This window comes from Yeosuana aromativorans (assembly GCF_014646655.1).
GTDB classification, from domain to species: domain Bacteria; phylum Bacteroidota; class Bacteroidia; order Flavobacteriales; family Flavobacteriaceae; genus Yeosuana; species Yeosuana aromativorans.
Genome location: NZ_BMNR01000003.1, coordinates 216,501 through 232,056 on the forward strand (window position 1 = coordinate 216,501; position 15,556 = coordinate 232,056).

12 protein-coding genes and 1 pseudogene are annotated in these 15,556 nt (G+C 33.4%); 4 read left to right on the plus strand and 9 right to left on the minus strand.

The features are described from left to right. The first annotated feature begins 8 nt into the window (after positions 1 to 8). From IEW94_RS07870 to IEW94_RS07885, 4 genes are read left to right on the plus strand one after another with little or no spacing between them, the layout of a single operon-like run. On the plus strand, positions 9 to 1,388 hold the full coding sequence (locus tag IEW94_RS07870) for a GH1 family beta-glucosidase (protein WP_188651753.1): 1,380 nt from the start codon (positions 9 to 11) through the stop codon (positions 1,386 to 1,388). 32 nt (positions 1,389 to 1,420) lie between these two features. After that, complete coding sequence (bglX, locus tag IEW94_RS07875) at positions 1,421 to 3,685, plus strand: beta-glucosidase BglX (protein WP_188651756.1); 2,265 nt, start codon at positions 1,421 to 1,423, stop codon at positions 3,683 to 3,685. An 11-nt stretch (positions 3,686 to 3,696) separates the two neighbouring features. After that, on the plus strand, positions 3,697 to 5,226 hold the full coding sequence (locus IEW94_RS07880) for a TolB family protein (protein ID WP_188651758.1): 1,530 nt from the start codon (positions 3,697 to 3,699) through the stop codon (positions 5,224 to 5,226). Between the two features lie 25 nt (positions 5,227 to 5,251). Further along, complete coding sequence (locus tag IEW94_RS07885; protein WP_188651760.1) at positions 5,252 to 6,067, plus strand: ThuA domain-containing protein; 816 nt, start codon at positions 5,252 to 5,254, stop codon at positions 6,065 to 6,067. Between the two features lie 426 nt (positions 6,068 to 6,493). On the opposite strand, the gene IEW94_RS07890 is transcribed toward IEW94_RS07885, so the two are convergent. The 9 genes and pseudogenes from IEW94_RS07890 to IEW94_RS07930 all read right to left on the minus strand — a co-directional run bounded on the left by IEW94_RS07890 (position 6,494) and on the right by IEW94_RS07930 (position 15,550). Beyond that, the gene (locus tag IEW94_RS07890; protein ID WP_188651762.1) at positions 6,494 to 6,766 is read right to left on the minus strand and encodes a hypothetical protein; all 273 of its coding nucleotides are present in this window, start codon (positions 6,764 to 6,766) and stop codon (positions 6,494 to 6,496) included. Positions 6,767 to 6,785: 19 nt separating this feature from the next. Next, positions 6,786 to 7,709 (minus strand): annotated as a pseudogene (locus IEW94_RS07895) (glycoside hydrolase family 9 protein); the annotation flags it as partial. Between the two features lie 52 nt (positions 7,710 to 7,761). Next, positions 7,762 to 7,890 carry a hypothetical protein gene (locus tag IEW94_RS16975; protein ID WP_262890499.1) on the minus strand — a complete coding sequence of 43 codons (129 nt, stop codon included), beginning with the start codon at positions 7,888 to 7,890 and terminating at the stop codon, positions 7,762 to 7,764. Positions 7,891 to 7,959: 69 nt separating this feature from the next. Then, a complete protein-coding gene (locus IEW94_RS07905) occupies positions 7,960 to 8,289 on the minus strand; it encodes a cellulase N-terminal Ig-like domain-containing protein (protein WP_188651764.1) in 330 nt (109 codons plus the stop codon). 165 nt (positions 8,290 to 8,454) lie between these two features. Beyond that, a complete protein-coding gene (locus IEW94_RS07910; RefSeq protein WP_188651765.1) occupies positions 8,455 to 9,774 on the minus strand; it encodes a glycoside hydrolase 5 family protein in 1,320 nt (439 codons plus the stop codon). 7 nt (positions 9,775 to 9,781) lie between these two features. Continuing rightward, positions 9,782 to 11,329: a glycosyl hydrolase gene (locus tag IEW94_RS07915; RefSeq protein ID WP_188651766.1), complete on the minus strand. Its 1,548-nt coding sequence runs from the start codon at positions 11,327 to 11,329 to the stop codon at positions 9,782 to 9,784. Positions 11,330 to 11,332: 3 nt separating this feature from the next. After that, positions 11,333 to 12,514 carry an AGE family epimerase/isomerase gene (locus tag IEW94_RS07920; protein ID WP_188651767.1) on the minus strand — a complete coding sequence of 394 codons (1,182 nt, stop codon included), beginning with the start codon at positions 12,512 to 12,514 and terminating at the stop codon, positions 11,333 to 11,335. Then, positions 12,514 to 13,689: a glycoside hydrolase family 130 protein gene (locus tag IEW94_RS07925; protein WP_188651768.1), complete on the minus strand. Its 1,176-nt coding sequence runs from the start codon at positions 13,687 to 13,689 to the stop codon at positions 12,514 to 12,516. The genes IEW94_RS07920 and IEW94_RS07925 overlap by 1 nt, the downstream gene beginning before the upstream one ends. Before the next feature lie 22 nt (positions 13,690 to 13,711). Continuing rightward, positions 13,712 to 15,550: a sodium:solute symporter family protein gene (locus IEW94_RS07930; protein ID WP_188651769.1), complete on the minus strand. Its 1,839-nt coding sequence runs from the start codon at positions 15,548 to 15,550 to the stop codon at positions 13,712 to 13,714. Positions 15,551 to 15,556 lie beyond the last annotated feature (6 nt).

Below are 15,556 nucleotides of genomic sequence, written 5' to 3' on the forward strand. Positions count from 1 at the left end.
TACCACAAATGATTAAATTTTCAAATGATTTTATATGGGGTACAGCAACCTCAGCTTACCAAATTGAAGGTGCTCATACTGCTGATGGAAAAGGACCTTCTATCTGGGATAGTTATTGTACCATTCCTAATCGGATAAAAAATAATGAAAACGGAAACGTAGCAATAGATCATTATCATCGTTATAAAGAAGATGTTGCTCTTTTAAAATCACAAAGATTTAAAGCCTACCGATTTTCAATTTCTTGGGCTAGAATTATGCCAGAAGGAAAAGGCAAAATAAATGAAGAAGGCATTGAGTTTTACTCAAATCTTATCGACGAATTACTAAAAAACGATATTATTCCATGGGTAACTCTATATCATTGGGATTTACCTTTGGCTCTTGAAATGGAAAATGATGGTTGGTTAAATCCAGATATCGTCAATTATTTCGAAGACTACGCAAAGGTATGTTTTGAAAGGTTTGGAGAACGCGTTAAAAACTGGATTACGCTGAATGAACCTTGGGTGGTAGCAATTCTAGGTTATGGGCAAGGTGTTTTTGCGCCAGGAAGAATTTCTAATTCAGAACCCTATTTGGCGGCACATCATTTAATATTAGCGCACGCTCAAGCTGTAAAAATTTATAAAACAAACTTTAAAGATCAAAAAGGTTCTATTGGAATAACAAATAATTGTGATTGGAGAGAACCACTTACGGACAAACCTTGTGACATTGAGGCCGCTGAACGCGCTTTATTGTTTTTTTTAGGATGGTTTGCAGATCCTATCTATTTTGGCGATTATCCGCAAGTAATGAAAGACAGACTTGGAAATAGATTACCAACATTTACTGAAAACCAAAAAGAATTAATTAAAAACTCTTCAGATTTTTTTGGACTTAATCATTATACAACCATGTATGCTGCCGAAGATGATCACTCTGGAATAAAAAGCAGTGTTTATGGCAATGGGGGTATTTCTGAAGATCAAGATGTGATTTTATCACAAGATGAAACGTGGCCTATAACAGCATTTAACTGGTCCGTTGTACCCTGGGGTTGTTATAAATTACTTGAATGGATTAGTAAACGATATAACAATCCTGATATCTATATTACCGAAAACGGCTTTGCTTGTAATGATACTTTAAATAATGGAAAAGTTAATGACCTAGACAGATTAGATTATTACAGACAATATTTAGAAGCTTGCAATGAAGCTATTAACAACGGAATAAAATTAAAGGGTTATTTTGCATGGAGTTTCTTTGATAATTTCGAATGGGCTTCTGGCTATTCAGTCCGATTTGGGATAAACTATATAGACTATAAAACGCTTAAAAGAATTCCAAAAACTTCTGCATTGTGGTTTAAAAAAATCATTAAAAATAATGGCTGGGAATAGATTAAAAACCAGTTATATAAAAATATTAATAAATGAAAAATACGCTCTTATTAACTGTCTATATTTTACTTTTTGTTGGATGCCAAACTACAAAAAGCCAAAATCAAGAAATTGAACAAAGAATTGATATGCTTTTAAAACAAATGACCATTGAAGAAAAAGTCGGCCAAATGAACCAATACAATGGGTTTTGGAATGTTACTGGACCTGCACCAGAAGGAGGAAGTGCAGAAAAAAAATATGAACATTTACGCAAAGGTTGGGTTGGTTCAATGCTTTCTGTTAGAGGTGTAAAAGAAGTAAGAGCTGTTCAAAAAATAGCTGTTGAGGAAACACGATTGGGTATTCCTCTAATCATAGGTTTTGATGTCATTCACGGTTATAAAACTTTGAGTCCAATTCCATTAGCAGAAGCTGCCAGTTGGGATTTGGAAGCCATTAAAAAATCAGCTGAAACTGCAGCAGCTGAAGCATCAGCATCTGGAATTAACTGGACCTTTGGCCCTATGGTTGATATTTCTCGTGATGCTCGCTGGGGACGCGTTATGGAAGGTGCGGGAGAAGATCCATTTTTAGGAAGTAAAGTTGCAGAAGCAAGAGTAAAAGGGTTTCAAGGGGATGACTTGTCTGCAGTAAATACCATTGCAGCCTGTGCTAAACATTTTGCTGCTTATGGGTTTTCAGAATCTGGAAAAGAATATAACACAGTCGATATTGGCACTTCAACATTGCATAATATTGTATTGCCACCATTTAAAGCTGCTGTAGATGCAGGGGTTAAAACTTTAATGAATTCTTTTAATGAAATAAATGGCATACCGTCTACAGGGAGCTCTTATTTACAGCGGGATATTTTAAAAGACGCATGGCATTTTGATGGTTTTGTTGTTTCAGATTGGGGTTCTTTAAATGAAATGATTACTTGGGGGTATGCCAAAGACACAAGAGAAGCTGCCAAAATTACTGTAACAGCTGGTTCTGATATGGATATGGAAGGTTATGTTTATATTGAAGAATTAGCTCAGTTAGTAAAAGATGGTGTTATAAAAGAGTATTTATTAGATGATGCTGTTAGAAGAATTTTAAGGGTGAAATTTGAATTAGGCCTCTTTGACAATCCTTATAAATATTGCGATGAAGCAAGAGAAAAAGAAACTATTGGCAACCCAAAAAATCATGAAGCGGTATTGGACATGGCCAAAAAATCCATTGTGCTTTTAAAAAATAAAAACCATTTACTTCCACTAAAAAAAGAAGGTCAAAAAATCGCTTTGATTGGAACTTTGGCTGCTGATAAAAACAGTCCTTTAGGAAGTTGGAGAATTGCAGCAGATGACAATACGGCCGTATCTGTTTTAGAAGGGATGCAACACTATAAAGGTAACATATTAACCTATGCTAAAGGAGCAGATGTAACAACAGAAAAGGCCGAATTTGTTCATGAAGTAAAAATAAATACAACAGACAAAAGTGGATTTGCTGAAGCCCTTGCCGTTGCTAAACAATCTGATGTCGTGGTTATGGTTTTAGGGGAAAATGGTTTTCAAACAGGAGAAGCAAGGAGTAGAACCAATTTACTGTTACCAGGCGTGCAACAAGAGTTATTGGAAGAAGTCTATAAAGTAAATCCAAACATTGTTTTGGTATTGAATAACGGACGGCCATTAGCAATTAACTGGGCAGATGAGCATATTCCAACTATTGTTGAAGCTTGGCAGTTGGGAACAGAAACCGGTAATGCCGTTGCCCAAGTTTTATATGGCGATTATAACCCAAGCGGTAAATTGCCCATGACATTTCCGAGAAATGTTGGTCAAGTGCCTATTTATTACAATTATAAAAACACAGGGCGACCAACAAATAAAGACAATAATGTATTTTGGTCACATTACACAGATGTAGAAAAAACACCTCTCTATCCGTTTGGATACGGATTGAGTTATACTACTTTTGAATATTCCAATTTAAAACTGGAAGGGAATTCCTTTAAAATAGGAGATGACATAAACGTTTCTGTAACATTAAAAAATACTGGAAAAGTTACAGGGAAAGAAGTGGTCCAATTATACATAAGAGATTTATATGCGAGTATAACACGACCAGTAAAAGAATTAAAAGGGTTTGAGTTGGTTGAATTAAAAGCTGGCGAAACAAAAACAATTCATTTCACCTTAAACAATAAAACCCTAGGTTTTTATGATAATGATGGAAAATATATTGTAGAACCAGGAGATTTTAAAGTATTTGTTGGTGGAAGCTCTATAGCTTCTCTTGAAGCTGATTTTACGTTGAATTAAATAAAGAACCCATGAAAATAGCTATTATTAGTATTATTGTTGTATTAAGCCTTATTAATGGAATTAACCCTAAAGAAGAGCATTTAACTATGAATAAGGAACAGCATATTGGGGTTTTTGAAAACAACTTAGATATTGGAGAGCCTCTACAATCTGGAAGTGTTTTTTACGATACAGAAAATCAAGAATATACAATAAACGGTTCTGGTATTAATATGTGGGCCGAATCTGATCAATTTCAATATCTTTTTAAATCCATTCAAGGAGATTTTATTTTAAGGGCACATATTGAATTTGTTGGTGATGGTGTTGACCCACATCGTAAAATAGGATGGATTGTTCGCAATAATTTAAGTGGTAATTCACCTCATGTTAACGCTAGCATTCATGGCGATGGCTTAACTTCATTACAATATAGAAAACAAGCAGGAGGCATTACAGAAGAAGTCACCTCGACTGATACAGCTCCAGATGTGGTTCAATTTGAACGAAAAGGTAATTCCTATTACATGTCTACTGCAAAATTTGGAAAGCCTTTTATAACTGTAAAACTTGAAGATTTAAACTTAAACAATGAGGTATTTGTGGGATTGTATATCTGTTCCCATAATCCTGAAGTTATGGAAACTGCTAAATTTACAAACGTTAGAATCATTAAACCTGCTGCACCAAATTTTATACCTTATCAAGATTATATTGGTAGCCGAATGGAACAATTAAATGTTGAAACAGGTCATCGTAAAATTTTGTTTGAGTCAGCACATTCCATACAAGCTCCAAATTGGGTAAATAATGATAAAGAATTAGTATACAACTCAAATGGTTTATTGTACAGATATCGTTTTGATTCCGGAAAAATTTCTCAAATAAATACAGGGTTTGCAGTTCAAAATAATAATGATCATGTGTTTTCTTTTGATGAAACAATTTTAGGAATTAGTCATCACAATCAAGATGATAATGGAAGGTCTTCCATTTATATTATGGATCCAAAAGGCGATTCAATCTCCAAAAAAATAACTAAAGATGGTGTTGGCGCTTCTTATTTACATGGGATTTCTCCAGATAATAAAACGCTTATTTTTACAGCAAATAGAAAGGGAAAATATGATATTTATGGTGTTGATATTGAAAATAGAAAAGAATTTCAATTAACAGATACTAAAGATTTAGATGATGGTTCAGAGTTTTCACCGGATGGAAAATTCATTTATTTCAATTCCAATAGAACTGGAAATATGCAATTGTGGCGAATGAAATCAGATGGAAGCAATCCAAAGCAATTGACTTTTGATACTAATTACAAAGATTGGTTTCCACACATTTCCCCAGATGGCAAATGGATTGTATTTATTTCTTTTCCACCCGATATTAATTTTGGAGATCATCCGTTTTATAAACAATGTGTGTTAAGGTTGATGCCCATTCAAGGTGGAGAACCAAAAATTATAGCTTATCTCTATGGTGGTCAAGGCTCTATCAATGTCCCAAGTTGGTCAAAGGACAGTAAACATTTAGCCTTTGTAAGCAATTCAAATTAAATTAATAAACTTTAAAAATAGTTTTATGTCTACTAAACGCATATTTATAAAAGCAACTTTTATCTATTTGTTTATAATGATACTATCAAATGGAATGATTGCTCAAAAACAATTCAAAACACTTTTAATAACCGAAACAGCTGGCTGGCATCACGAATCAATACAGAATGGCATAATTGCCTTAAATGAGTTGGCAGACACGCATAATTTTGGGGTTACTAGACAACAAAATGCTATTAAAATTACTGAAGATTTGTTAATGAAATTTGATGCTGTGATTTTTCTGAGTACTACCGCAGATATTTTTGATGAGAAAGAACAAGAATGTTTTGAAAAGTTTATTCAATCTGGTAAGGGTTATGTTGGTATTCATGCCGCTTCAGATACAGAATACGACTGGAAATGGTACACAAAGTTGGTAGGTAGAATGTTTCATATACACCCAGTGCAACAAACAGCAAAACTTAAGATCATTGACCATAATTTTCCTGGACTGGAGCATTTTCCGAACCTACTGTTATGGACAGATGAGTGGTATGAATTTGGAGAAGAAAAAGTTAACGATTTAAACTACCTTATTACGGTAGATGAAGGAACTTTTAACCCTTTGGTAACTTGGAAAGATCGCGATATGGATGAAAATGGTAAAAAAGTTGACCGAGTAGGAAAGGGAATGGGTGATATGCATCCAATTTCTTGGTATCATGAATTTGATGGCGGCCGATCCTTCTATACAGCTCTGGGGCATATTGAAAAAGTTTATGAAAACCAATGGTTTTTAGATCATTTATATGGTGGTATTTATTACGCAGCGACAGGTAAAGGTATTCAAGAAAAATAGAAAGTATTAAAATTTAAACCTTCGAAAAACTGATGAATTAGCACAGTAAAAGCAAGCTTATTAAAAATTAATATTTGTTAATTTGAGATTTTTAAATTATCTATTGCTTAACAAGTTTTAAAAGCCTTGTGGCCATGTCGAGTTCTTATTTTTAAAAGATAGATACCAGGCCGTAATCTCATCCACTTTGCAATCAGCATTACATTTGCCTGAACGAATTGCTCTGCCTGTTAAAACGTAAAATGTATAACTAAACGGTTCAACGGTCTAAATATTAATTTCCTTGTTAAAAGGATTTGGAAAATAATTTATATGCATCGCACCATTTTCAAATTCATTTAAGGATAAAGTATTGACTGCATTAACAAACTTAGATAGTAAGCGGATATAAGCAACTTGATAGCCATTACTGTTTTCGGTTACTTCTCAAGAATTCATTGGCCAACTTGTATTAAAATCGTCATAGGCTTTTTGTTTTGGTTGTCCCATAATTCTATCTACCTGATTAGAGTTACAGGTTAAACCAGAACATCCTGATGGACAACAAGCGTCCCAATTGTAACTAGGATTTGGACCACCAGTTAAAAACCCAGGGGCAGGACCATATAAATCATTTTGTACATTATCCCAATTTGTTCCATCCCCAAACCAAGTATGATAAAATTCGTTTACACCGTTATCTGAGCCATAATCATACATATTTGATAAATAACAAAAATCAAGGATTAATACCTTGTATATAATGAATGAAGCGCTCTGCAGCCTTCAATGCATTATCATTATTTGCACTATTAATATTAGAGTTTACATAATCTGTAAACATCAATCCTTTTCTCGCTTTTGTTCCATTACTTCCCCAAACATATTCAGTTAAATTTGCTAAATATGGATCAGTCTCATTTGTAAAGCCCCCGAAATTATTTGAAGAATTCATAGTGTTTGGGTAGGTGTTTTTAATAGTTGAAACTACAGATGTAGTAACTCCAGGAAGTGATGCGTAGTATAGTAATATTTCTTGATTTTCCTGTTCAAATGGATAGGTGTAATTCCAAAGAAGCATATGGATATTTTGATAATTATTTTCTGTATATGTCTTATAGGTAGAATTATTTGTAGCATCATACAAATGAATAGCAGTTCTCATTTTATAAGCAAATCTTCCATAAGTATCTGTTTCTTGCTGTCCGGCACCAATACCTACAGAGTTATATGATGAACTGTTGTTTTCCCAAATAACATTTGGGTTAGAATCTGCCCACTCCCAAGCTTCTGTGGCACTTTGTAATAAAGTAGCACTATATGCGGTCATCCCTAACTCATTAAATATTTTTGAACCAAATGCAACTGCTGACGCTAGTGTAGAGGTTGTATTAACGCCTCCATATAAACTTTGGCCATTAGCAGAAGAAGGAGGAGAAGCATGCGATAAAGCTACAATACTAATCATAAAACCATCAGGTTCTTACAATTTTAAAAGATAATCCATTCCCCATTTGACCTCATCAATAAGATCTGGAATACTATTCCCTGAATATGGTAAATTATAATCATCTCCCCATGCTAAAGGATTTTCTTTGTAAGCTTTAAGCATATCTACGATATAATTTGCTGTCCAAGGTGTGTATTTATTATAATCGCCAGCATTAAACCATCCTCCACTTACATCCTTTTGGCTTGCTGCATTAGTTGGTGTATCATATTTTCTGCATTGTGGATCTTGTAAAGCCCCCTAAATGACTTGCTCCATCAGCCCAATTTGTTCCTGCATATTGTGATTCTTTCGCATAACCTGCTCGTTGATAGAAAAAATGTTCTAACTGCATGTTTAAGGACTTCCTCATAAACATTTTCTGCAATTACAAACTCATATGATTTTAAGTTTTGATTAATATCTAAAATACAATAAGTCCAGGGAGTTTCAAAGGATGAAAATCTAACCACCAAGCTCTGTCTCCTGAGGATGCTTCTTCTGTTCCAGATTTATAAGGAACAGAATTGCCAGTAAATACTTGAACATTATTTGTAGCATCTACCAATGCGTAAGGGAATTCTGGAGCAAATGACTCTGAAGCATCAAATCCCGTTAAAGGATCTCTCATCATTCCTTTTTTTTCTGAAATGGGTCTGTATCCAAATTGATCTATAACAATATATTTGGATTGTGTTTGGGCAAAAAAGAGATATGGGATTGTTAGGATTAAGATTAAAAATAAAGCTTTCATCTGTTTATGGTTTTTCAAATGTATCAGATGGAATTACCAGTTAATATTCATGCTAAAGGCTTAATTCATAACAATTTGGATTCGTATAAAAGTACAAAATCAGATTTAAAAAGTTCATTGCAATAAAAAAACCTGTAATTAAAATATGGATTATGGAGTTTTCAACTAATCAAATAACGTTTCATTAGATTCTTTAATAAGCTTAAGTGTTGAAACATCTGAAGCAAATACAGAGTTTAAACCTTGAGGCTCTTGTGGTGGATCTGCCGTAAAATCGTCACCATGTTGCCATTTACCATTTTCAGGATTTGTTTTTGCAAAACCAGCAAACCCCCAAAAATTTAATCCTGCAAGTATCCCTTGTGTTTTATAACTTTCAGAAATTCTATTGAAAATAGCTTTATAAAATGTGTTTCTGTTTTCTACTGAGGCCTCTGGTGACAAACTTTCTTTTTGGCGAGGAAACCCGAATTCAGACATGACAATAGGTTTATTAAGTTTTTCAGCCACTACAATATGTTCATCCATATATTCAAAAGCTTTTACAATAGATTCCTGAGTGGTTTGAGCTTCATTATTAATATCATACCATCCCCAATTTTTTGGCCACATGTGTATGGCTAAATAATCAATGTTTTTATTATCATGTAATCGCTCAAACATATCTATATCTTCTAAGAAACCATGTTTTCCTTCTGTTCCAGTAGATATTAAATGATTTGGATCTAAAGTTCTTATTAAATCAACGGTTTCATTTAACCAACTTGCAAATGCTTTTTCATGATCTGGAGTCATTAGCACTCGAGGTTCATTAGCTACTTGCCAAGACATAATGGTATTATCTTCAGTGTATTTAATACCTGAATAAGTGTTTTTTCTTCCTATAATAAATTTAAGATGATTATAATAGGCTTCTTTACAAGGTATACAACTTTGAAATTGTTTGGTATAATTCATAAACTCATCCCAAGAATATTGCTCTAAAAAAGGGTTTGGAACCTCTCCATAACCGTTCCACTTTAGGTATTCTGACATGCCCCCTGACCAAATCCAATTGTTGTTTAAATACAAAACAGCATACATTTTTCGTTTGCGCATTTCGGCCATCAGAAAATCCAATCCATCTAATAAATCTTCATTATAAACTCCTTGTTCTGGCTGTAATGCAGGATGTACTCTAGAATCTCCTCCATCTCCTTCGGCTCCAACTAAAATACGAAGGTTATCAATTCCAACCTCTTTCATTAAGTCTAATTCTTTTATAAGTCGTTCTCTATCTCCAATATTTTTAGCTGCTATTAATGGACCGTACCAATAATTTGCACCTACAAAATAATAAGGCTTATCATCTTTAATAAACTGAGCGGCTTTGATGGTTATTTGTTTAATATCTACATTTCTAACATATTTTCTGTACTTAGCACTTTTACATGCAGAAAAAAGTACAATTAGCAATATAATAGATAAAGACTTATTGGTTTTCATTTTAAAATTAGTTTGGTAGTATATACATGTCGGACAATTCGTTTAGAAGTGCCGCTTTTGGCTTATTAGTAAATTCAATAAAATCTGATGTATCTGGCAATCCAGGTACTGGGGTACAATACGTTTTTTGAGTATTATTCCAAAACATCATAAAACCAACCTCAACATTATTATTGGTTATGGCACTATATAAATTATTAGAAAAGAATCCAGAAATCGGATTGTTTTCACCTGGTGTAACAAAATAGCCTGTTTCTGTAAAAGCCGCTATTTTAACTCTTTCTATCGCTAAATTTGAAATAATTTGAAGTTTTGCATTTGCATTATCTACCCCTGTTTGTCCTTGATTATCAAAATCTCCATAATTGTCCATTCCTAATACATCTACATAATCATCACCTGGATATCTTTCCAAATATTCGGTCTCAGAATTAAAACTATTGTCTGGTGAAAACGCAAAAAGCATATTAGTTACATTTAAGGTATCCCTTAAATATTCAACTGTAAATTGCCAAAGCGTTTTATATTCTTGAGGTGTGCAATAAGAAGCTCCCCACCAAAACCAACTTCCGTCAAATTCATGGAATGGTCTGAAAATAAAGGGCACTAATTTACCATCGTTCCCTACCATGCTTTGAGCAACTTCAGCGACTTTTTCAAGTTTTTGTTTGTAATACTCATGATTTTCTCCTCCTGGTAAAATGCTAATAAAAGCATTAGTTTTCTGGAAATCTGTCATATTAGCCGTATAAAACTCGGTACCGTTATAAGGTTCTCTTAAGTGCCAAGTAAATACATTTACCATCCCTTTATTATAGGCTTCTATGGCATCAGTTTTAATTCGTTGTTCTTGTTGATAATACCAATTTGTAGAAGTGCCATCGTTATTATCATCTGTAATAAACATAAAGTCGGATCCTAATAATCCAGGATCATTTCCAGTTGTTTTTTTTATATCTGAATCTCCAGAATTATCATTATAGAAACTACTAAAAGCATTATGTTGACCTATAATGAATTTTGTTTTTGATAAAATTTTTAAATTATAAAATAAGGCAATTGTTTCTGATGTAGCGTTAGGATTTACCATAAAAGAGGCCGTATTTTCAGGTTGCAAAACAAAAATTTCAGTATTGTCTAAAATAGAAATAATTGCGGTTTTTTGCGAACCAATGGTTACATTTTCATTATTAGTACTATTCAAGGTTATTATTACAGTTTCTGTTTCTTCCATTGTAGTATCATTAAGTACATTTAATGGAATTGTTATAATAGCACTATTAGCAGGAATAGTTATGGTGTTATTTATTGTTTGGTAATCTGTTCCATTAGTTGCGGTCCCGCTAATTGTATAATTTATTGTTGTTGAATTATCAACTTTATTTGTCAGTGTTAAAACAAATAATCCGTTACTAGATGGTTCTGAAACAATATTATTTGTAGCTGTAATATTTACGGTTGTTGTTAAAATTGTATCTATTGAATCGTCTTTAGAACAGCTATATACGAAAACAGCTATGAATATGATTGAGGTGATTTTTTTGATATACTTCATTTTTTAAATATTTAACATAATACATGCCCTTGTTGTATGGTAAGGAGCTTTCCACATACTTACTTTATCTTCTTCTGTATATGGATTTCCGTTTGTATCTACTCTAAAAAACCATTCGCCATTTTTGTGATCTATAAGGTGTTTTTTTGTGTAATCCCAAATCTTTATTGAGGCTGCTATATAGTTTTTATTAGATTTTAAACTATTGGCATATTTCAATCCTATTAGAGCTTCTACTTGAGGCCACCAATGTTTGTCTGTGTCGGTGTGGTTTGTTGTTAGTTTTTTTTCGTTTAAAACGGCGCCATCATCATCGATTGCTTCTTTTAAAAAGGTGTCGGCTATTTTTAAGGCTGTGGCGTTGGCTTCATTTAGTAAAGCTTTGTTATTAAGCTGTTTTGTGGCTTCAATAACTAACCATGCTGTTTCAATATCATGACCATAAGAAACTGTATTGCTTAATAAATTCCAGTGGTCATCAAAAAACAAATCATAATGATTTTTATCATTTAAGAATTTTTGAAAAAATACTTCTATAAGAATTTTTAATGAGTCTCTTAATTGGTTATTATCATAAATTTTAAGCAAATTAGTATAGGCTTCTAAAACATGAAGGTGTGTGTTCATGGTTTTAGAAGCATTCATATCTTTTTCACTTAATCTCATATCTTCAATAGGCGACCAATCTTCATTAAACGCTTCAAAATAACCTATATTTATAGTGTCTTTTGCATGTTCTTCTAGAAGTTCAAATAACTCTATAGCCCAATTTTTAGCGACTTCATTCTTAGTGAAAATATAATATTCAGACAAGGCGTAAATGGCAAAAGCTTGTGCATAAACTTGTTTACGCTTGTTTACAGGGTTTCCTTTGTAATCAAGTTCCCAAAAAACACCTTTATAAGTATTATCTTTAAAAAAAGTTTTTAAATAAACGAACGCTCTATCACAAATGACTTGATATTCATCTGTTTTTAAATGATTGGAAGCTACTGAAAACGACCAAAGAATACGTGTATTTAAGATGATACCTTTGGTTGCTTTTGGTACTATTTGATTGTAATGGTTTATTTTACCTACAAACCCTCCATGCTCATGGTCTAAAGTATTATTAGACCAATAGGTTAAGATATTCTTTAATTCAGAATTAAGTTCTGATTTAAGTTGTTTATAGGATTCCATCATTAATAAAGACCTTTGTTTCTATCTATGAGATTTAAAATTGTTTCTACAGAACCTGCAGATGTAAATTTATCTTCCGGAGAGTTTATACAATAATCAACCAATTTATCTACGGTTGAGGTTGCTACATGCATTCGTGTATCGCATGATGCGTAATAGATATAAACCGTTCCATCGTCATCTGCAATCCAGCCATTTGAAAACAATACATTAGAGACGTCTCCAACACGTTCTTCTTTTACAGGGGCCATAAAATAACCAGCAGGATGATGAATTACTTTTGAGATATCGTTTAGATCTGTCATAAACATATACAAGGTGTAACGCAGTCCAGCCGCCGTATTTCTTACACCGTGAGCTAGGTGTAGCCAACCTTCATTTGTTTTAATTGGGGCAGGACCTAATCCATTTTTGAGTTCGTAAATGGTATGGTACACTTTGTTGTTAATTATTCTTTCGTCTTTAACAATAGGGTTCGTCATATCATCAACATAACCCAATCCTATGCCGCCACCACTTCCAACATCTATAAACCCTTGTTGAGGTCTTGTGTAAAGTGCATATTTTCCATTAACAAAATCAGGGTGAAGAACGACATTACGTTGTTGCCCAGTATTTGAAATTAAATCTGGCAGTCTTTCCCAAGTTGTTAAATCTTTTGTTCTTACTATGCCTGCATTTGCAATAGCACTACTTGTATCATCTTTCGGTACGTTAGGGTCTTTACGTTCTGTACAAAAAATGCCATAAATCCATCCGTCTTCATGCTCAACTAAGCGCATGTCGTAAACGTTTGTGTCTGGGTTGCCTTCAATTTGAGGAATCACACATGGCTTGTCCCAAAACGTAAAATTATCAATGCCATTAGGGCTTTCAGCCATAGAAAAAAATGACTTTCTATCATTCCCCTCAGTTCTAATACATAATAAATATTTGTTATACCACTTCATAGCTCCCGAATTCATAACTGCGTTAAATCCTATGCGCTCTAAGGCGTTTGGGTTTGTTTCTGGATTTAAATCATATCTCCAATGAATAGGAACATGATCTGCAGTTACTACAGGGTTTTTGTATCTATTATATATTCCGTTTGACTTAGAAACAGGTTCATTTTTTCTACAAACTAATTTTTGGTAAGCTTCTTTTACCTCTTCTATATGTTTAACTGTTGTTTGCAATTTGTTTTAATTTAAATAATTATTAATCTAATTCTTCTTCTAATGTGTTCCACCAATATTTTTTCAATAAAAATAAGCAAACAACTAAAACGGCTAATGAAATATATAATGGTGTGCTTTGTCTAAATATAAGATACATTGGTATGATTACTAATGCTGTTTGTGCAATAATTCCAATGGCAACATTGAACATGTCTCTTCCAAAATCTGAATTTTTTTTGAAGTTTGGATCTTCTAATTTTAATTTTTCGTGAATGGGTTTCCAAAAACCCCACGGTCGTACGTTTTTATAGAAATTCTTTAGTACGCCTTCTTCGGTTGGAGGTGCAGAATAAGTTCCTAGAATTGACCCAATAAGAGAAACTACAAGTAAAATAGGAAATAAATACAGCCCCAACACATTTGGAAGTAACTCAGGGACAATGGCCGCGGCTAATAATCCTGATGCCATACCCCAAAAAAAACCTTCTCCATTGAAACGCCACCAGTGCCATTTTAAAATATTGGCGCCTACATAACTTCCATATAACACTGAAACAATCCATTGTAATACTGAATTTACATCTTTTGCAAACAAGCCTAGTATGATGCTAATAAAAACGACAATAATCCCGGTCCCATAATTCATGTTTTTTATTTGATTTGCACTAGCGTTTGGATTTTTATATTTTAAATAAATATCATTTACTAAGTAGGCTTGTGCCGCATTTAAAGTTCCTGCAAAGGTTGACATAAATGCGGATATTAAACCAGCTAATAAAAGTCCTAATAAACCAACTGGAACAAACTCTTTAATGGCTGTAGGAAGGATTAATTCAAAATCAATATCTCCGGAAACGGTTAATAGATTTAATTTTTCATAATACACCAATGCTAAAGCTGCAAAACCAGCAATCATTAAATAACGGATAGGCATTAAGATTACCGATACAAACCCGCTCATTTTTGATGCTTCGGAAGATGATTTCGTTGACAATATTTTTTGCATATCGTAAGTTGGAGCTGGACCTGCAAGACTTACCAAAACACCTTTAAACACCATCATCATAAAGAAAATAGTAAATAAGTTAAAGCCGTCTTCTTTAATTTTTTGATTGACCTCTGGAATTATAGAACTCCAATCCATATTTAATTTCCAGTCAAAAAACGGGCTCAACCAACCATCTGGTACATTAAGGGTGTTTTCGCCAATCGCTACAAAACCTAAATATCCAATCACGAATGCAGCAATCGTCATAATTGCAAATTGAACAACATCTGCCCAAACAATACCAGACATACCACCTAGGAGTGAATAGAAAACTGCAAAAAGTGTAAACATAATACCATAAAAATGAGGAACGAACTCAGGCGACACAGCAAAAGGAACATAGTTGCCTACTATTTCCCAAGGGATAAAAATCTCTATAAATTTACCTAAACCAATAAAGCCATAGGCTAAATAACCTAAACACATGACCAGTGCAAAAACCACTACAATGATGTGTGATAGTTTAGCACCTTTTTTAAAGCCAAACCGAGTACCAATCCATTCAGCTCCTGTAGTTGCATTAGAACGTCTTAACCATTTTGACAGATACACCATTAAAAATATTTGATTAAATACAGGCCATAGCCAAGGAATCCAAGCGCTTTTTATACCATAAACAAACATAATAGTAACAAGCCAAATAGTGCCAGAAATATCAAACATTCCTGAGGCATTAGAAAGACCTAACATATACCAAGGAATAGATTTCCCTCCTAATAAATAATCATCTTTGCTTAGTTGTGCTCTTTTTCTAAGCAACAAACCTATTAAAATTATGGTGACTAAATAGGCTGCTATAATCAATAAGTCAAAAGTGTGAAGTAATTTCATAAAACA

Coding starts and splice junctions, on each gene's coding strand:
- IEW94_RS16975 (WP_262890499.1), bottom strand. CDS start 7,890: ATGCAGTTAGAACATTTTTTCTATCAACGAGCAGGTTATGCGAAAGAA.
- IEW94_RS07890 (WP_188651762.1), bottom strand. CDS start 6,766: ATGTATGATTATGGCTCAGATAACGGTGTAAACGAATTTTATCATACT.
- IEW94_RS07870 (WP_188651753.1), top strand. CDS start 9: ATGATTAAATTTTCAAATGATTTTATATGGGGTACAGCAACCTCAGCT.
- IEW94_RS07920 (WP_188651767.1), bottom strand. CDS start 12,514: ATGATGGAATCCTATAAACAACTTAAATCAGAACTTAATTCTGAATTA.
- IEW94_RS07905 (WP_188651764.1), bottom strand. CDS start 8,289: ATGAAAGCTTTATTTTTAATCTTAATCCTAACAATCCCATATCTCTTT.
- bglX (WP_188651756.1), top strand. CDS start 1,421: ATGAAAAATACGCTCTTATTAACTGTCTATATTTTACTTTTTGTTGGA.
- IEW94_RS07880 (WP_188651758.1), top strand. CDS start 3,697: ATGAAAATAGCTATTATTAGTATTATTGTTGTATTAAGCCTTATTAAT.
- IEW94_RS07915 (WP_188651766.1), bottom strand. CDS start 11,329: ATGAAGTATATCAAAAAAATCACCTCAATCATATTCATAGCTGTTTTC.
- IEW94_RS07885 (WP_188651760.1), top strand. CDS start 5,252: ATGTCTACTAAACGCATATTTATAAAAGCAACTTTTATCTATTTGTTT.
- IEW94_RS07930 (WP_188651769.1), bottom strand. CDS start 15,550: ATGAAATTACTTCACACTTTTGACTTATTGATTATAGCAGCCTATTTA.
- IEW94_RS07910 (WP_188651765.1), bottom strand. CDS start 9,774: ATGAAAACCAATAAGTCTTTATCTATTATATTGCTAATTGTACTTTTT.